The organism is Rugamonas aquatica (genome assembly GCF_009380215.1).
Lineage (GTDB): Bacteria > Pseudomonadota > Gammaproteobacteria > Burkholderiales > Burkholderiaceae_D > Rugamonas > Rugamonas aquatica_B.
The window spans coordinates 164,085-182,197 of the sequence record NZ_WHUG01000011.1 but is presented as its reverse complement, the minus strand read 5'-3'; the positions used below and the strand labels follow the sequence as shown (position 1 = coordinate 182,197).

Here is an 18,113-nt window from a genome sequence, read left to right as displayed (position 1 = left end):
TGAGGCTCTTACTTCAACCCGGAATCCGAACATGAAAAAATTTGTATGCAGTGCCCTGGTCGTCCTCACCGCAAGCTCGCTGGCGCATGCCGATGGCCTGTACGCCGGTGTCAATATCAGTCCGTCCGAAGATGGTCATGTCAGCTATACCGAGAAAGGCGTGACGACACAGCATAACGCTGTGCAGAAGCAGACGCCGTTTGCGGTGTTCGCCGGATATGACCTGTCGCCGGATTGGGCGCTGGAAGGGGGCTATCGCGGCAGCGGCGGTTCGACCAGCTTTGATATTATGCCGGGCTATCAGCTGAAGGTGCGCACCAGCGCTGCCTACCTCGCTGCCAGAGGAACCTGGAAGCTGAACGATGACTGGTCGTTGTTCGGCAAGGCAGGCCTAGCGCGCAGTAGCCTGAAGCTGGACATCCGCGGCCAGAATGCGCCGCCGGATCAGTCGATGAACAAGACAGGGTTGTACCTGAGCGCAGGCGCGTCCTACGTGGTCAGCAAGGATGTGGCGCTGCAGGTGGAGTTGGAACGTATCGGTAAATTGAACTATGAAGGGCTTAGCGTGGGACTGAACAGACTCGCGTTGGGCGTGCGCTTCGGTTTTTAAGGAATACATGAACAAGCTATCCCCGTTATTTTTATTGTTGGCCGCATGTGGCCCGGTCCTGGCCGAAAACACCACCGAGTTGATGATGCCCGATGGGAGCAAGGACATGTACGTGGGGGTAGCCTTCACAACCAGGACGGCGGTCGCGGAGGGCGAGACGCGGCCGGTCATCCTGCGGCCGCTGCTTCAGGTCCAGTGGAGTAACGGAGTGTTCGTCTCGGCGAACGGTGTACTGGGCATGAATGTGTCGGAGAAGGTGGGCGTCGAATATGGGCCGCAGGTCTTCGCCAGCAACAACCGCCACCCCGCTGACAGTTGGCGCTTGCGCGGCACGCATGCCATCAATGGCACGCCGGATGCGGGCATTTTTTTTAACTACTATCTCGGCGACGCGACGCGCCTGACATCGAACCTCATGTACGACACCAGCGCGCACGGCCTCCGCAGCTATGTCGGCATACAGAAAACCTTGCACGAACTGGCGCCGCATCACACGGTCACGCTGTCGGCCGGCGCCTCGCTGGCCAGCGATCCGGTGATGCGTGAGCTGTATGAAGTGAGCACGGCCACCGGCGGTGTGCGTGACTATCGCCCGTCCGCCGGCGTGATGGCGTTGAACGCCAGCGTCAACTGGAACTGGGCCTTGAGCAGCAAATGGCTGATCAACAGCTCGGTGACGGGCACGCGGCTGGGCAGCGGGCCGGCGGGCGCTCCGTTCGTCGAGCGCCGCAATTTCATCACCTGGTCCAGCGGCCTGGCTTACCGGTTTTAATCGATATGCTTAGACTCATCCTGCTCTGTCTTGCCTTGCTGCCGGCGTTCGCCCGCGCGCAGGAGGACTCCGACTGGATCGAGTATCGCGAAGCCTATCGCCAGATGATCTGGTTCGAGAAGTACGGCAAACCGAAGCAGTTCCTGCAGAATCACTTCCGCATCCGGCCACGCGACAAAAGCGTAGCCATGGACGGCCTGCGGCTGACGCTTAACAGCAAGGCCACGCACCTGGCGCTGCCGCTCGATGCGCTGGGGCGCGCCATGTTCCCGTTCTCCAAGGCGGCGTATGACGACAACGCGGAACTGACTGTGAACCGCAAGGCGGGCCAGATCAAGTCCGGCGCCTGGGTATCGATCGTCACGCGGCCGGACGGCGTTTACAGCGCCGCCGATCTGCGCACCGCCTGCGATCAACTGCTGGCCTATCTGCGCTACTCGGGTGAAGCCGGCGGCAAGAGCTGCGCCGGCGTGCAGTTCTCCTATCCGAAGAACGATGCGGCGCAGGTGCAGTTCCATGCCGCCGGCGGCGCAGTCAGCGCACTCGTGGCGAAGGAAGGACCGGCCTTCGTGGGCGACGTGGTCGCCAGCTTCCGGGTGTTCGTCTACCGCTTCGCCGCGCTGCCCGAGAGCGGGCAGGTGGTCACGAGCAGCACGCCGCTGGCGATCGCCGCCTTACTGGAGTGATGCGATAACCAGCAGCGGCCAACGCTGCGCAAAACGCTTCGACGCGATACGCCGCCGGTAGGTGTCGATGTCGGCGCGGGCCGGGTTGTGGCGCACGCGCAGTGCAAACAAGTCTTCCAGTCCATGCGGCGCGATCACGCGGATGGTGTCGCCAGCTTCCAGCGATACGCCGACGCAGGTCGCATACTCCGGCCACGTGGCCACGCCATCCTCCAGCGACAGCAACGGCGGCACCTCGCGGCCAAACTCGCGCATGAACCATGTGTGGACGTGCGCCTGGTTCGTTACCTCCCACGCCAGCGACGGCATCGCCGTCCGCAGACAGGCTTCCAGCTGCGCGTCGCGCTGCGGCGGCGCATCCGGATCGTAGTAGACCAGATCGACGTCGGCCAGCAGCGTAGAGATGGTGTGACCGTGCAGGGAGTCCCACACCAGCGTACGCACCGCGCCCGCGCCTATGCACCAGCTGTCCAGACCCAGGCTGCGCGCGGCCGACAGCGCGGCCATCAGCTCGGCCGAGGAGCGGACCAGGGCGGCCAGGCGTTGTTCCAGTCGTGTCATGTGGGGTGCTTGATACATTACGTGAAAAATAAGACAGCGGACATTGCCGTTATGTCATGGCGCTGTAATAAAAAAAACACATCATACCGGCGACGGTTTCAAACATGAAGCGATGCGCTTCTTTCTTTGCTGTTCATACCAGGTAGCCACTATGAAAAAAATCTGCTCCGCAGCCATCCTGCTGGCGGCGTTTGCCTCTGCACACGCTGAAAACTTCACCTTCGCCTACACCTTCGGCGACAGCCAGGCCATCACCGGCTCGCTGTCCGGCCATCTGAACGGCGATCTGGTGGAGAACGTCTCCAATGTACACATCAACTTCAACGGCACCGATTTTACCGGTGCACTGACCGGCGCATCGTGGGACGCCTCCACGCACAACTGGAACAGCGCCGCGGGCGCCGTCGTGTCGACTGTCGCAGGCAAGAACAACTTCATCTTCGCCGATGCGAATCCGCAGACGAACTACAACGACGTTAGCAACTACTTCTTCTTCGTCACCAGCAGCGATGCGCAGATCGGTAATCAGGCGTACGCCCTCAATTGCAACGGCAACTGCACTGACGCGGCGTTCGACCAGCCGACCAACAACATCAGCTGGTCGCTGGTGGCCGCGCCAGTACCGGAACCAAGCAGCGCCGCGATGCTGATCGCCGGCCTGGGTGTGGCAGGCGTCATCGCCCGCCGTCGCCGCCAGGCTTGATTCCGCCATCCAGTCATTGACGAGAGAATATCCATGCTAAAAACTACCCTGATTTCGGGCGCCGTCGCCGGCGCCGTGCTGGCGCTGTCGGCGCCGGCCCATGCCGCCACCGCGCCTGTTACCGTGCGCGGTGTCGTCTCCGGCACCTGGTTTACGCCGCCGGTCATCGCCAACTCGCCGGCCGCCAGCGCCGCGTCGAGCACTGTGGCTTCGGTGTTCCAGTCGGTGAAGGTCTGCATCGACGCCAACGACAACGGCGTCTGCGACGCCGGTGAAACCAGCACCCTGACCAAGGCCGACGGCAGCTTCCTGCTGGTCACCCGCACGCCGGGCGCACTGGTGGCCGAAGTCTCGGCCACTTCGCTCAACGGCGGCCACCCCGCAGGCCAGCGCATGGTGCTGCGCGCCGCCGCCGATCAGGTATCGGCAGCGTTGATTAATCCACTGGTGCCGGCCAAGGTCGCGATCTCGCCGTTGACCACCGAAGTGGTGCGGATGATGGAAGAAGACCGCATCAGCTTTGAATCGGCCAAGAACAACCTGGCCATCCGCCTGAACGTTTCGTCCGACACCGTGCTGGCCGATATGACCGCCGCCGGCGCCGACCTGCTGAAGGAATCCGTCATCCTCAGCAACCGCTTCGCCTACGCCGCCAAGATGGTGGACCGCCGCGACGTATCGCCCGCCGCGCTGGCCGCGGATCCAGGCGCCACCGGCCCTGCGATCACGATGAAGGAAGCGCACCAGGCCGCGATGAACCTGGAAGGCATTCCACGCTACGACCACGTGTTCATGATCGTCCTGGAAAACAAGGCCACGTCGTCGATCAAGAACTCGGTCTACGCGCCGCGCATCAACGCCTATCTGAACGCGGGCAACCAGTTCACCAGCTACTACGCCACCGGCAATCCGAGTGAGCCAAATCGCCTGGCCATCGCCGCCGGCGACGACTTCGGCATCACCGACGACAGCGCCTTCAACTGCTACCCGAGCGGCACCGCCGCCGCCAACGCGATTGAAGACCTGCCGCTGCCGCCGGGCGTCAACGCCTGCAACAACAACACCAACCACAATGTCAAGAGCCGGCCCAACCTGTTCAATGCCTTGACCAGCAAGGGCATGAGCTGGCGCGTCTACAGCGAGTCCAAGAACCCTGGCGGCGACTGGCGCAAGGACGGCACTGCCGACGCCACCATCACCGCACCGGACTATCTGTACACGGCGAACGAACCGGTTGGCGCCATCGGCACGCCGGGCCTGAATGTGCGCCTGGCCGGCGCGCTGTACGCGGCCAAGCACAATGGCAGCGTGTTCTTCCAGAACGTGCGCAGCTCGCCGGAATTCCTGAAGAATAACCGCACCCTGGGCGGCGGGCAGTGGGATGCCGCGCTGGCGGCAGTGGCGCCGGCAGGCTGGAACGTCGACCAGTTCGGCGACGATCTGCAAAGCGGCGACGTTGGCCAGATCAACATTCTGGAACCTGACCAGTGCGACGACATGCACGGCGTCACGCTGGTCGGCACGCTGCCGGGCAGCTCCACCACCAAGCCAGCCAGCGACTGCTCCGGCAGCCCGCTGATCTATCGCGGCGATAAATACACGGACTATCTGATCAAGAAGATCCAGGCTTCGCCGCTGTGGAACAACCCGCAAAAGCGCGTCGCCATCGTCATGATGTTCGACGAAGGCACGGCCACCAGTGGCTTCAACTCGTGCTGCGGCTGGAACACCAGCGGCACGCCGGTGGCACTGGGCCCGCTGGTGCGCAACGCCGACGGCAGCGTGTCGGTGGAAGCCGTCACCAACTACAAGCAGGGCAACAAGGGCCACGGCACCAGCATCTTCGGCGTGTTGAACAACCAGCCGGGCGCACCGAAGGGCGTGGTCGACAGCGACGCCTACAGCCACATCTCGCTGGTGCGCACCTTGCAGGACATGTTCCAGCTAGCCGACCCTGCGGACGACTGGTCGTACATGAACCGTTCGAAGTACAGCCAGAAGTTCATCGCGGCGAACATCCTGAACCTGCCGGAATATGCTGGCAGCGCCGATGCCCACTTCGACGCGGTGCGTCCGATGAATCACACCTATGTGATCCCGGCCGGCTACGTCCAGAAGAACGGCTACCCAACCATCAAGCAGGTCGGTCCGGACGCCGATCAGCGTAACGGCTGGGCACTCAAGTAAATGAGACTGGCCTTGATGTTGGTGTTGAGCGTGGCGGCGGCGCAAGCCGTCGCCGCGCCGGCGGTAGCGCCGTTGAGCGCCGCCGCCGAAATCGGCAAGCAGATGTTCTTCGATCAATCGCTGTCGGGTTCCGGCAGGATGTCCTGCGCCACCTGCCACGATCCGGCCCACGCCCATGCGCCGCCGAACAATCTGGCGGTGCAACTGGGCGGCGCAAGACTGACGACGGCGGGCGTGCGCGCCGTGCCGTCGCTGCGCTACCAGGAATACACGCCGCCGTATGAGGACATGCTGGACAACCCGGACGGCATCAGCACGCCCGGCCCCGGCGGCGGCCACACGCAGGACGGCCGCGCGGCAACGCTGGCCGAGCAGGCGCGCATACCGCTGCTGGCGAAGCACGAGATGGCGAACAAGAGCGCGGCCGATGTGGTGCGCAAGCTGCGCGCCTCGGCCTACGCGGAGCAGTTCCGCCAGGCGTTCGGGCCGGAGGTGTTCAAGAGCGATCAAAAGGCCTTCAGGCACGCGCTGGACGCGTTGCAGGCCTATCAGCTGGAGGACAGCAGCTTCCACCCTTACAGCAGCAAGTATGACCTCTACTCCAGCAACAAGATCGGCGGCGAATTGTCTGCGGCCGAGATGCGCGGCTTCGCCGTCTACAGCGATGCCAACAAGGGCAACTGCTTTGCGTGCCACTACAACGGCGCTGGTCTGAACGGCAGCGTCAAGCTGTTCACCGACTTTACCTATGCTGCGATAGGCGTCCCGCGCAACAAGGACATTCCTGCCAATGTGAAGGCCGGCTATTTCGACTTGGGCATCTGCGACCGTCCCGACCATCCGCGTCCGGCCAGCGGCCAGTACTGCGGCATGTTCAAGACGCCGACGCTGCGCAACGTCGCGACGCGTTCGGCCTTCTTCCACAATGGCGCGCTGAAGTCGCTGAAGGATGTGATCCGCTTCTACAACACGCGCGACACCCATCCAGAGCGCTGGTATCCGACCGTCAAAGGCGTGGTGCAAAAGTATAACGACCTGCCGGCGCGCTACCGCGCCAACCTCGATAAGCAGATGCCGCTCGATGGCCGCAAACGCGGCAGCGAACCGCCGATGACCGAGCAGGAAATGCAGGACCTGGAAGCGTTCCTTAACACGCTGACCGATAACGATCTGGTGGTAAAAAAATGAAGATGATTTCGATGGTGGCAATGCTGGCGGCAGTTTCGGCTTCGGCCTACTCTGCACCGCAACCCGGCAACAAGGCGCTGGCCGCAGGCTTGAGCAAATACCTTGCGCAGCAAGGCGACGTTTGTGTCGGCAAGTTCGACTGGCCTATCGACGTGGCGCCGGGTGACGCGGAAGCGGGCAGCCGCGATGCGGTACAGCTGCCGGTGCTGGCGCAACTGGGGCTGGCGGAAGCGGTTGGCGGCATGGTGGTGCGCCGTAACGCCGAAGGTGTCGAGCAGGAGGTGCCGGTACAGCGTTACAGCCTGACCGAAGCCGGGAAAAAATTCTATCTGAAGCGCGACACCAGCACCGTCGCGCCAACCGGCGAGAAGATCGCGCGCACCGGTGATTTCTGTGTCGGCAAACTCAGTGTGGCCAAGGTGGTGGCTTGGGATGCCGCGACCGGAACGGCCAGTTACACCTACAAGTTCGCCGCCGCGCCATGGATGCACGAACCGGCCGCGCAGCAGGTGTTCCCGATGATCGCCTACATCATGAAAGGCGAAGGGAAGATGCAGATGAAGCAGCGCCTGCGCCTGGAGAACGGCCGCTGGGTCGGCGTGCGCGACTAGTCCTGTTTCGATATACCGGGTATCGGCGCTGACGGCTGTCGTGTCACGTTGCGGTAACAAGGCATCACTACACTTCTGCGTTCTTATTCATTCGACAGGAAGTGCCATGCCATCCTCACGCTTCAACAGCGCAATCGCCTTGTGCGGCGCCCTTGCCTTGACCGCTGCGGCGCCAGCGTCCGCGCTGAACATCTTGCTTTGCAACGATGACGGCATCACCGCCGCCAACCTGCGCGCGTTGAAAACGAAGCTGTCCGCAGCAGGGCATAGCGTGGCGGTGGCGGCGCCTATCGACAATCAATCCGGCCGTGGCGGCTACATCGCCTTCCTCACACCGGTCAGCGCGCTGACCGGCAAGGAGCGCGGCGCGCTGGCCTTGGGGCTGGCCGCCGGCGCTCCCGGCGTGGGTGTGGATGCTGGCGATGCCGATGTCTCCTACGTCAACGGCACGCCGGTGACGGCCTGCCTGTATGGCGTGGACGTGCTGGCCAAGAAGAAGTGGAACGGCGCGCCCGACCTGGTGATCTCCGGTCCCAACGAGGGCAATAACACCGGCGCGATCAACGCCAGCAGCGGCACCTTCAATAACCTGATCTACATGATTAACCGCGGCTTGCCAGCAATGGCCGTCAGCGACGCCGCCACCGCGCAGGTCAACTGGAGCGGCGCGTTGCCGGCTTCGCACCGGGCCTATGAAGTGGCGGGCATCGTCGTCAAGCTGGTCGACACGCTGATCGCCAACAAGGCCAAGGCCGGCGGCCTGCTGATGCCGGATGGCGTGGGCCTGAACGTCAACGTGCCGGACTTCAGCGCAGGTGCCGGCGCGGCGCTGCCGTACCGCTTCACCCGCATCGGCAAGGCTAGCAGCTACGTGCCGGCGTTCTATGAAAAATTGTCGGATAGCCCGCTGGCTGTGGCTTCGGGCGTCAACTTCCCTATGCCCGGCATCAGCCTGGCCACCGGCGGCACCACGCTGCCGAGCGGCGTAGTGCTGCCCAAGGATATCGCCGCCACGTCGGAAGACAATGTGATCGCCGCGAAGACGGCGGTGACGATTTCTCCGGTCGAAGGCGTACCGCAAGCTCGCCGCGCGTTTGAAGATGCGATGAAGATCAAATTGAACGGGATCGCGCAATGAACAACACGATGAAGGCGGCCTTGCTGGCCGTGGTTGTCGGCCTCGCGGGATGTAATGGCTCGTCAAGCAACGAGCCGGCGCCGACCAGCAGCGTGCCGGTATTGGGCGAGGGCGCTTTGCAAGGTTATGCCAATGGCGACACGGTGTCCGGCGCCAGCATCTACACCAACAAGGATGGCAAGGGCTACGTGCTGCTGTCGGCCGACGGTGACGCTGCCGCCACGGTGATGCACGTTGTCGATGGCAGCAAGGGACGCCGCGTGCCGGTGTCCGGTGGCGGCATGGTGACGCTGGCTTACGACCGCACACAGGCGCTGGTGCTGAATGCGCTGTCTGCCGCCAACGCGGCCGGTAACTACCAGGTGCTCATCGGCGGTAAGCCGGCGCTGTTCACGGTGGCTGCCGATGGCGCCATCAGCGCGGGCAGCAGTGATTGCAAATTGTCCGGCAAGGTCGACTTCAGCGCCACCTACGGCGGCGCGGCCGCGCTGACCTTGACCGCCAGCGGTTGCGGCAACTCCGCCGAAGGCAGCTACAAAGGACTGGCGCTGGCATCCGCCGACACCGCGCCCGCCGCGCTGCAGCTGGTCGGCGAGAACGGCAACGCGATACTGGACCTGCTGGCCTATCGCTGACCTTGCGCGGTCAGGATTTCCTCGATAGCGCTAAACCGGTTGATGGAGCATAAAGGACACTTTGCCAGGCCGCGTAGATTGCTGTTATGGCAGGCATACTTAAAATCTTCTCGAATGTGGGCGGCGACCGATTTCTTGGGCATAGCTGGATTGGCTACTGCCCAGTTGATGGGGCGCCCGCTACATACGGTACCTGGGGAAATGCTCCCACGGGGAGTGGCAATGGTCTGTTCGAGAATCTGGAACTTGGATGTGATGCCCATGCGTGCAGGATGACCTATATCTCAGACGCGCAGGAAATTCGATTGTTTGAAAAGATCGCTCAGTACAAGGCGCTAGGGACGAAGGCCTGGTCACTGCGCAGGCCATGCTCAGCCTTTGCCGCAGACGCATGGTATTGTGTAACGGGAGAGCGGTTGACTCATCGATTAGGGCTTGTCAGTACCCCAACCATTTTGGCCGCATCGATAGCAAAGGCCAATGGTGACGATGGATCGTGGCTGCGCACCAGTACACTATCCTCGCCAAAAAAAAGCCGCAGCAAGGCCAAGAGGACAGGTCTAAAATGATGCGGAAGGAGGGCATATGAAAACTGTAAAAATTGCTGAAATACAGGATGTCCGATTCCATTCTTTAGCTGAAATTGAAAAGGAAGGGAACGCTTTTTTTCGTATCAACGGACTGCTATTTCATAGCGCCATGGCGGTTGATCGAGTGGATATGAAACGGGTGGAGGGTGTAGTGCAGGTCAGTGTCAAAATGACGCCTACCCAGCCAGGGTTGACTTGTGCGTTCGATATTGAGATACCGCTTTCCAGTGCAACCACCAGCGTTGTTTTCGGCGCTGCCAATAATCCGATCTGGACTCGTGCGCTCAGTAAGCCACCTTGCCGGGAACTGTCGCAATGACTTCCGTGCCCACGCCCGGCTTGCTGTCGATTGCGAGACTGGCGCCGATGTTGTGGGCGCGTTCGCGCATGCCTGCCATTCCCCAGTGGCCCGGCCGGTGGCCTGCTGCGGCGACTGCATCGTCCAGACCCTTCCCGTTGTCGCGAATGCGCAGGACGAAGGCGTTGGGGTTGTAGTCCAATTCAAGCTCGATGCGGTTGGCGTCCGCGTAGCGCGAGGCGTTGAACAGCGTTTCGCGCGCGATGGCGTAGACCTCGTCGTGTACATGCGGGCGCAATTGTCGCGGCACGCCGTTGACCTTCATGACAAAGGCGTGCGAGCGATGCTCCGCCAGCCCTTTGCCGAACTGCTCCAGCGTGAGCTCCAGCGCATCCGGCGAGGCGGATGCGCGCAGGTCCATGATCTGGTCCCTTCCTTCCACCAGCAACTGCTCCGCGAGATTGAGCGTTTGGTCCAGGCGCGTGCGCTCCGTCGTGCCTTCCTTCAGATTCCGGCTGTGCGCGTCGAACGACATCAGCAAAGCCTGCATGCTTTGCAGTAGCGTGTCGTGCAGGGCGCGTGCGATGCGCGAACGTTCCGCCAGGCGCGCTTGCAAGCTCTCCTGCATGCGCTGCGTCAGGTAGCGTATCCGCAATGCGTAGGCGCTGTACAGCAGCAGTATTCCCAACGCCGCCAACAACAGCTTGAACCAGCCGCTTTGGATGAAGGTCGGCGGAATGTCTATCTCCAGCGCGGCGCCTTTGGTATTCCAGAGATTGTCCTCGTTCGATGCGATGACTTCGAAGCGATATTTGCCCGGCGCCAGATTGGTGTAATACGCCTGCCTGCGGCCTGTCGCTTCCTGCCACGCGTGATCCAGGCCGGCCAGCCGATAGCGCACGCGCACACGCTCGGGTATCGACAGGCTCATTGCCGTGAAGTCGATCTGCAGATTCTGCGTTCCCGCCGGTAGGCCGAGTTCACGGTTCAATGGCGTGGCGTAGCGCATGCCATCGGAAGTCACGCTGATGACTTCCACCGGCGGGGCCAGCGGGTTGCGCAGGATGTGGGCCGGATCGATGGTGCCGATCGTCGTCGATGTCGCGTACCACAGCACGCCGTCGCGTGAACGCATCAGCGACGGCACGGGCCGCAGTTGCGGCGCGTGGCCCATCATGCCGTCCTGCGCATCGAAGCGTTCGAATGCCACGGTGGTCTGCTCGTTGTTCAGCCACGCGTTGATTTCAGCGGCGGCGATGTGATACAGGCCGTCGGCGCCGTGCAGCCACAGGTCGCCGTCCGGCAGCCTGACGATGCCGGATACGCCCCGGAAGATTTCGTTACGCTCGCCGCGCAAGGTGGCGAAGCGGCCGTCGCGATAGAGCACGACGCCATTTTCTCCTCCCACCCACATGGCCTGGCCGTCGCGGTACACCTGCATGACCGTGCCCAGTTGCAGACCTTCCTTCGGCCCCAGTGTGCGTGCCGTGCTGCCGTCGATGATGGTGATCTGGCTGCGCAGATGCGCCATCCACAAGTTCCCCTTGGCGTCGCGAGCCATGGAGGTGGTCAGCAGATCGGTGAGTCCCTGCAATCCGCCCGATTTGATCCACTGGCCGTCAACGAGTTTGTACACGCCTTTGCCGGAAGAGAAGGAGGCCCACAAGGCGCCGTCCCGGTCCTGCTGCAGTGCGTGGACGCGCAGGCTTTTCAGTTCGGGCGGGTAGGGGATCGACGTCACGGCGCCGTCGCGGTCGCGCCGCTGCAGGGCTTCTGTCCCGCCCAGCCACAGGACGCCGTCCGGCGCGGTGTAGCTGGCTGTGATCGGCCCCAGGGCCTCGCGGCTGACGCGTCCTGCGAGGCTGTACTTCCAGACATCGCGGGCATAGTCGCCCACCCAGACATCGCCGGATGGTCCGGCCACCAGTGCGGGATATTCCAGTTGCGTCTCCACGGGCATGGTCCTCAGGCGATTGGGACGCAGCCGGTCTATCCCGCCCGCCGTGCCTATCCACAGATTGCCTTCCCGGTCCTGGAACCGCGTGCTCAGTATCGGGCCGCTGATGCCGTTTTCTTTCGACAGCCGCTGCTCTTGAAGGCTAGGCCCTGCCGGCGCCACTCTGCGTTCCAGGCCATCGGTATGCATCATCCACATCGTCCCCTGGCGGTCGAAGTGCATGCCATAGCCATCGAGTTCGGGCTTGAGGGACTCGCTGGCGGAAGGCTGCGTGGAGCGCACCCTGTAGTAGCCGTTCTTGAAATCGTTGCCCCATATCGTGCCGTCCGGCGCTTCGCACAACCAGACCAGCGCGACACGCGGCCACGCCTGGGTGAAGCGGGTTTCGCCCGGCCTGCGGAAGAAGGCGCCCGTGTTCGTCCCTATCCATGTCGTGCCGTCGCGGGCGAACAAAATCTGGAACACGCCCAGCGCCGGTAACCCCGCCTCAGGGCCGAGGTATTGGAAGCGGCTGCCGCCGCGCGGCAGCACCGCCAGGCCGTCGCGCATCGCCACCCAGACCGCGCCATCGGGGGCGGCTTCGATATGCATGGAACCGACCGGATGCAGGCCGTCCTGCTCCGCGTAGGTGTGAGCGCCATCTTTCCTGAACACGGATACGCCGCCGACGCGGTAGCCTACCCACACTGCGCCATCGGGCGCGGTGGTCAGGCCCATGATGTTGCTGGACTCCAGAGGATGGCCGTGGATTTTTTCGGTGCGTTCGAAGCGCACGCCGTCAAACCGGTACATGCCGGTTGGCGTGGCGATCCATAGCCAGCCGTCGGGGCCTTGTGCGAACTTGGTCACGCCCGTCGGCGCGCCATCCCTTTCGGACCATGCCGTATGGCTGTAATCGATGAGCAGGGGACCTGGTTCCGACGCTTGGGCGAAGTGCTGTCCGACGATCAGGAGTAGAAAAAGCGAGGCTTTGAGGACGCGTAGTATCAAGCAATAACCGCCGCAGTGATAGGCGAAACCAGTGTCCATCCTATCGCCTGATAGAGAGCCCGGCCCTGTTCCGTGGCGACCAATACGCCCACGTTTGCCTTGTGGGCGATGGACGTGTTGGCAAGCGTCGCCATGATGACGCGGCCCAGCCCTTTTCGTTGATGTGCAGGCTCGGTGATGATCTGGTCGAACGTGGCAACGCCATCGCTGTGGGCTACTCGTCCTCGCGCCGCAAGTTCGCCGTCCGTAGCGCGGAGCTCTGCGTCGGTGACTGCGCCTGAGGTGGACAGGGACAGTCGGTAGCCGTCGGGCGCCGCTGCTGCGGCGTTATCCAACGCCACCGCCATCAGGTATTCCGTCGCTTGTACTTGCCAGCTTCCGTGCAAAAGCGGAGAGACCTGCTCCGGATGCGCGCACACTTTGAGCCAGGTGCCCGGCGTGTGCAGGCTGTCGGTCAGCGCTTGCAGAATGTTCGCGTCGTAGTCGACCATGACATGGCGCTCCAAACGCTCAGGAGCGCCCAGGTCGATTTTGTAGCCATAGGGTTGTCGGACCGGGGACGCCTTGTCGCGCGTAAGCGTCCATCCCTTGGTCCAGGCAGCCGCAGTTGGAACCACATCGAATGTCTTGTTCAACTTCGTACTCTCCATGCTTAGCGGCCGGGTATCCAGTTCATCAGCCGGTCGTTCTGGGCCTGGTACTGCTTGCCCAGGCAGACGTTGATGTCCGCAGCGGAGGCGCAGGTGGTGTCGCGCTCCTTCAGCCATTTGCGCTGAAAGTCGCGCAGCTCGTTGCGGGAGGCGATGCTGTCGTGGCCCTGGCGGATTTCCTTCAGCAGCTTGGCCAGCGCCAGATCCTGCTTGGCCAAAGCCGCATCGGCACAGATGGTTTTTTCAACGCGTGTGGCTGCCGCCTTGCAGTCATAGGATGGACCTTCGGCCGTCGGCTCGAAGTGCGCCGCCGGTTTGAATTGCGCGGCGTCGATGCTGGTGCTGGCGCCGCGGTTGTCGATGAATTCCACGCTGACGGGAGTAACGTCGTTGGCGCTCATCCAGTCGATCAATGCACGGCGTGCTGGCGCCGGAATCTGTGTTGCGGACAGGCTGTTGGAGCCGAGGCGCAGCGCGCCGTCGAGGATGTCCGCGCCCAGGCCCTGGCCGGTCTGGGTGTCGATCCAGAAGAAGCCCTTTTCCGGGCAGGCATGCGGCACGCAGGCCGATGCGCTGACGTAGCGCTTATCCACCACAAACACCGGCTCCGGCGGGCCGCCCAATCCCGCCAGCACATCCCTGGCCAGCTTGCTGGGCACGTGTGTCTGGACCAGCGCTTTGGCGCGCTTGTCCCAGATGAAGGCATTGGTCGATTTGCCCTCGTAGCTCAAAGGCCAGTCTATCGTGGCGGCATGGGCCAGCGTGAATACGCTCAAGGCCAGCAGGGCAATCAGTTTTTTCATTGGGCTTCCGTAAAGAGGCGTTTGAGTTTGCGGCCACCGGTGATCTCGAAGCCATGACGCTCGTAGAACGCCAGGCTGCGGTCATACTCGGGCAGCGGCGGTGTGCAGACTTCCAGGCGGTTCCAGCGGCGCTTGCGCGCCAGTTCTGCGGCGGCGTTCAACAACTGGCCGCCGACGCCGTTGGTACGGTAGGGCGGGGCGACGAAGAATTCCTGCATGGTCGCCAGCGCGCCTTCCGCATACAGCGCGCGGCCTTCGGAGATGCCGACGAAGCCGATCGTCTCGCCTTCCGCAATCGCGATCAGCGCAAGGTACTTTTCCTCGCGCAGCAGGGCGTGGCACAAGCTGGCGGTTTTCTGCTGATCCAGGTTGAAGGTTTTTACACCAAGTCGCTGCGATATTTCTTCTGTCAGCGCAACGGCCATCGCGGCGATCGCGGCTGCATCTTCAGGCACGGCCAGGCGTATTCTCGTATCGGTCATTGCGTTGCTTCTTTAGTCGTAGGGTTGAACAGGATAGCAGTTTGCGATCCTGGAATACTCGCGCATTATCACGGACGAGTGACAGTGGGCGAAAAAAAAGGACGCCGTGGCGTCCCTTTCAGACATGCCATCTTTAGCCGGCCAGCTTGGCCTTCAGCAGCTCGGTCAGCTGCGCCGGGTTGGCTTTGCCGCGCGATGCCTTCATCGCCTGGCCGATCAGCGAGTTCAGCGCCGCTTCCTTGCCTGCGCGGTACTGCTCCACCGATTTCTCGTTGGCGGCGATGACGTCGTTGACGATCGCTTCCAGCGCGCCGGTGTCGGAGATCTGCTTCAGACCCTTGGCGTCGATGATGGTGTCAACCAGGTTCTCGTCCGTGGACTTGGCCTCCCACATGCCGGCGAATACTTCCTTCGCGGCCTTGTTGGAGATGGTGCCGTCGGCGATGCGCTTCAGCATGGCGGCCAGCTGCACTGCCGATACCGGCGATTGATCCAGGTCCACGCCTTCGCGGTTCAGCGTCGACGACACGTCGCCCATCAGCCAGTTGGCGGCGGCCTTGGCGTTTTCCTTGCCGGCTTTTTCAACCACGGCGACGAAATAGGTCGCCATCGCTTTCGACGCGGTCAGCACCAGCGAGTCATATTCCGGCAGCGCGTATTCGCTGACGAAGCGGGCGCGCATGGCGGCCGGCAGTTCCGGCATCGATGCCTTGACCTTCGAAATCCACTCTTCGGAAATCATCAGCGGCGGCAGGTCCGGGTCCGGGAAGTAGCGGTAGTCCTGCGCGTCTTCCTTGCTGCGCATTTCGCGGGTCTCTTTGCGATCCGGGTCGTACAAGCGGGTAGCCTGAACAACCTTGCCGCCGTCTTCGATCAACTCGATCTGGCGGCGCACTTCGACGTGCACCGCTTCCTCGATGAAGCGGAACGAGTTCAAGTTCTTGATCTCGCAACGGGTGCCGAATTCCTTCTGGCCTTTCGGACGCACGGAGACGTTGACGTCGCAGCGGAACGAGCCTTCCTGCATATTGCCGTCGCAGACGCCCAGCCACATCACCAGCGAGTGCAGGGCCTTGGCGTAGGCCACGGCTTCTGCAGCGCTGCGGATTTCAGGCTCGGAGACGATTTCCAGCAGCGGCGTGCCGGCGCGGTTCAAGTCGATGCCGCTCATGCCGGCGTAGTCTTCGTGCAGCGATTTGCCGGCGTCTTCTTCCAGGTGGGCGCGGGTCAGGTTGACGGTCTTGGTGACGAATTCGCCATCCTTCTCGTAGCCGAAGGTCAGCGCGCCGCCGATGACGACTGGGTCTTCGAACTGGCTGATCTGATAGCCCTTAGGCAGGTCGGGATAGAAGTAGTTCTTGCGGGCGAAGATGGACGCCGGAGCGATCTTCGCGCCGACCGCCAGGCCGAAGCGAATCGCGCGGTCCACCGCCTGCTTGTTCATCACCGGCAGCACGCCTGGCAGCGCCAGGTCCACAGGGCTGGCTTGCGTGTTGGCGTCGGCGCCGAACTTGATCGGCGATCCGCTGAAAATTTTAGATTCGGTCGTGAGCTGCACGTGGTTCTCAAGACCGATGACGACTTCCCATTCCATATTGTTCTCGCTTATGTTTGCTTGTCGTTCCCGCGAAAGCGGGAATCCATACTCAGCATGGATTCCCGCCTTCGCGGGAATGACGTTGATCTTAGATGCCGGCGGGTGCGCGGGTGTGCCAGTCGGTCGCCAGCTGGTACTGGTGGGCGACGTTCAGCAGTTTCGCTTCGCCGAAATGCTTGCCGATGATCTGCAGGCCCACAGGGCGGTTCTTGGCGCCGAAGCCGACCGGGATCGACATGCCAGGCAAGCCGGCCAGGCTGGTGGACAGCGTGTAGATGTCGGCCAGGTAGGCGGCGACCGGGTCGTCGGACTTGTCGCCCAGGTCCCATGCCACGGTCGGCGCGACCGGTCCCATGATGACGTCGCAGACGGCGTTAGGGCCGTTCAGCACCGCTTCGAAATCCTGCGCGATCAGGCGGCGGATTTTTTGCGCCTTCAGGTAGTAGGCGTCGTAGTAGCCGTGGCACAGCACATAGGTGCCGACCATGATGCGGCGTTTGACCTCTGCGCCGAAGCCTTCGGCGCGGGTCTTGCGGTACATGTCCGACAGGTCTTTGTATTCGGAAGCGCGGTGGCCGTAGCGCACACCGTCGAAACGCGACAGGTTGGACGAGGCTTCGGCCGGCGCGATCATGTAGTAGGCCGGGATCGACAGCGCGGTGTTCGGCAGCGAGATGTCGACCAGGGTCGCGCCCATTTCGACGTACTTGGCCAGCGCTGCGCGCACGGCGTCTTCCACGTCCTTGGCCAGGCCTTCGCCGAAGTATTCCTTCGGCACGCCGATGCGCAGGCCTGCCAGCGGCTGGCCCAGTTCGCGGGTGTAGTCTTCGTCGATGCCGCCCATTTCAGGCGTCAGCGAGGTCGAATCGCGTTCGTCGAAACCGGCCATGGCGTTGAGCAGCAGCGCGCAGTCTTCGGCGGTTTGCGCCATCGGGCCGCCCTGGTCCAGCGACGAGGCGAAGGCGATCATGCCGAAGCGCGATACGCGGCCGTAGGTGGGTTTGATGCCGGTGATGCCGCAAAACGCGGCCGGCTGGCGGATCGAGCCGCCGGTGTCGGTACCGGTGACGGCCGGCGCCAGGCGCGCGGCCACGGCGGCGGCGGAACCGCCGGAGGAGCCGCCAGGTACGGCGTTTTTATCCCACGGATTTTTCACCGCGCCGAAGGCCGAGTTTTCATTGGCCGAGCCCATGGCGAATTCGTCGCAGTTCAATTTGCCCAGCGTGACCATGCCGGCCGCGCGGAATTTTTCCACCACGGTGGCGTCGAACGGGCTGACGTAGTTGGCCAGCATTTTCGAACCGGCGGTCGAGCGCCAGTCGCGGGTGACGAAGATGTCCTTGTGGGCGATCGGCACGCCGGTCAGCGGGGTGGCGGTGCCGGCGGCGATGCGGGCGTCCGCTTCGGCCGCTTGCGCCAGGGTCAGCGCGCGGTCCACGTGCAGGAAGGCGTTCAAGTCGCTTTTTTCGATACGGTCGAGGAAGTGCGCCGCCAGTTCGGTGGCGGTGATGGCTTTGCTTTGCAGCAGCGCGGACAGCTCTTTAATGGTTTTGGTGTGCATGGCGTTTCAATTCAGATTCGTTGCGGCGTCGTCCTCGCGCAAGCGGGGACCCATAGAACGCTGGCCTAATCGGCTCAGCATGGATTCCCGCCTG

General features: G+C 62.8%; 17 protein-coding genes. 10 read left to right on the top strand and 7 right to left on the bottom strand.

Annotated elements, in window-relative coordinates:
- Positions 1–31: 31 nt before the first annotated feature.
- The 3 genes from GEV02_RS23795 to GEV02_RS23785 are packed head-to-tail and all read left to right on the top strand — an operon-like array spanning position 32 to position 2,068.
- The gene (locus tag GEV02_RS23795; protein ID WP_152840442.1) at positions 32–610 is read left to right on the top strand and encodes a porin family protein; all 579 of its coding nucleotides are present in this window, start codon (positions 32–34) and stop codon (positions 608–610) included.
- 7 nt (positions 611–617) lie between these two features.
- Positions 618–1,382, top strand: coding sequence for a MipA/OmpV family protein (locus GEV02_RS23790; RefSeq protein WP_152840441.1), 765 nt, complete (start codon positions 618–620; stop codon positions 1,380–1,382).
- A 5-nt stretch (positions 1,383–1,387) separates the two neighbouring features.
- The gene (locus GEV02_RS23785) at positions 1,388–2,068 is read left to right on the top strand and encodes a hypothetical protein (protein ID WP_152840440.1); all 681 of its coding nucleotides are present in this window, start codon (positions 1,388–1,390) and stop codon (positions 2,066–2,068) included.
- Here the strand turns inward: GEV02_RS23785 and GEV02_RS23780 are convergent.
- Positions 2,057–2,629 carry a nucleotidyltransferase family protein gene (locus tag GEV02_RS23780; protein ID WP_235922902.1) on the bottom strand — a complete coding sequence of 191 codons (573 nt, stop codon included), beginning with the start codon at positions 2,627–2,629 and terminating at the stop codon, positions 2,057–2,059. The genes GEV02_RS23785 and GEV02_RS23780 overlap by 12 nt on opposite strands.
- A 151-nt stretch (positions 2,630–2,780) precedes the next feature.
- Between GEV02_RS23780 and GEV02_RS23775 the strand changes: the two genes are divergently transcribed.
- The 7 genes from GEV02_RS23775 to GEV02_RS23745 all read left to right on the top strand — a co-directional run bounded on the left by GEV02_RS23775 (position 2,781) and on the right by GEV02_RS23745 (position 10,000).
- Positions 2,781–3,332: a PEP-CTERM sorting domain-containing protein gene (locus GEV02_RS23775; RefSeq protein ID WP_152840439.1), complete on the top strand. Its 552-nt coding sequence runs from the start codon at positions 2,781–2,783 to the stop codon at positions 3,330–3,332.
- Between the two features lie 33 nt (positions 3,333–3,365).
- A complete protein-coding gene (locus tag GEV02_RS23770; protein ID WP_152840438.1) occupies positions 3,366–5,519 on the top strand; it encodes an alkaline phosphatase family protein in 2,154 nt (717 codons plus the stop codon).
- A 15-nt stretch (positions 5,520–5,534) separates the two neighbouring features.
- The gene (locus GEV02_RS23765) at positions 5,535–6,707 is read left to right on the top strand and encodes a cytochrome-c peroxidase (RefSeq protein WP_235922909.1); all 1,173 of its coding nucleotides are present in this window, start codon (positions 5,535–5,537) and stop codon (positions 6,705–6,707) included.
- Positions 6,704–7,318, top strand: coding sequence for a hypothetical protein (locus GEV02_RS23760; RefSeq protein WP_152840437.1), 615 nt, complete (start codon positions 6,704–6,706; stop codon positions 7,316–7,318). The genes GEV02_RS23765 and GEV02_RS23760 overlap by 4 nt, the downstream gene beginning before the upstream one ends.
- 106 nt (positions 7,319–7,424) lie before the next feature.
- Positions 7,425–8,456: a 5'/3'-nucleotidase SurE gene (locus tag GEV02_RS23755; RefSeq protein ID WP_152840436.1), complete on the top strand. Its 1,032-nt coding sequence runs from the start codon at positions 7,425–7,427 to the stop codon at positions 8,454–8,456.
- Entirely contained in the window at positions 8,453–9,091 is a 639-nt protein-coding gene (locus GEV02_RS23750) for a hypothetical protein (protein WP_152840435.1), read from the top strand. The genes GEV02_RS23755 and GEV02_RS23750 overlap by 4 nt, the downstream gene beginning before the upstream one ends.
- Positions 9,092–9,676: 585 nt before the next feature.
- On the top strand, positions 9,677–10,000 hold the full coding sequence (locus tag GEV02_RS23745) for a hypothetical protein (RefSeq protein WP_152840434.1): 324 nt from the start codon (positions 9,677–9,679) through the stop codon (positions 9,998–10,000).
- Here GEV02_RS23745 and GEV02_RS23740 read toward each other — a convergent pair.
- From GEV02_RS23740 to gatA, 6 genes are all read right to left on the bottom strand, one after another.
- Positions 9,966–12,785 (bottom strand): sensor histidine kinase, encoded by a 2,820-nt coding sequence (locus GEV02_RS23740; RefSeq protein WP_328595903.1) that lies wholly within the window; start codon positions 12,783–12,785, stop codon positions 9,966–9,968. The genes GEV02_RS23745 and GEV02_RS23740 overlap by 35 nt on opposite strands.
- A 137-nt stretch (positions 12,786–12,922) precedes the next feature.
- Entirely contained in the window at positions 12,923–13,561 is a 639-nt protein-coding gene (locus GEV02_RS23735) for a GNAT family N-acetyltransferase (RefSeq protein WP_152840432.1), read from the bottom strand.
- A 17-nt stretch (positions 13,562–13,578) separates the two neighbouring features.
- Positions 13,579–14,379: a lysozyme inhibitor LprI family protein gene (locus tag GEV02_RS23730; RefSeq protein WP_152840431.1), complete on the bottom strand. Its 801-nt coding sequence runs from the start codon at positions 14,377–14,379 to the stop codon at positions 13,579–13,581.
- A complete protein-coding gene (locus tag GEV02_RS23725; protein ID WP_152840430.1) occupies positions 14,376–14,861 on the bottom strand; it encodes a GNAT family N-acetyltransferase in 486 nt (161 codons plus the stop codon). Before GEV02_RS23725 ends, GEV02_RS23730 begins: the two co-directional genes overlap by 4 nt.
- Before the next feature lie 133 nt (positions 14,862–14,994).
- Positions 14,995–16,470: an Asp-tRNA(Asn)/Glu-tRNA(Gln) amidotransferase subunit GatB gene (gatB, locus tag GEV02_RS23720; protein WP_328595905.1), complete on the bottom strand. Its 1,476-nt coding sequence runs from the start codon at positions 16,468–16,470 to the stop codon at positions 14,995–14,997.
- A gap of 76 nt (positions 16,471–16,546) precedes the next feature.
- The gene (gatA, locus tag GEV02_RS23715) at positions 16,547–18,019 is read right to left on the bottom strand and encodes an Asp-tRNA(Asn)/Glu-tRNA(Gln) amidotransferase subunit GatA (protein ID WP_152840429.1); all 1,473 of its coding nucleotides are present in this window, start codon (positions 18,017–18,019) and stop codon (positions 16,547–16,549) included.
- Between the last annotated feature and the right edge of the window lie 94 nt (positions 18,020–18,113).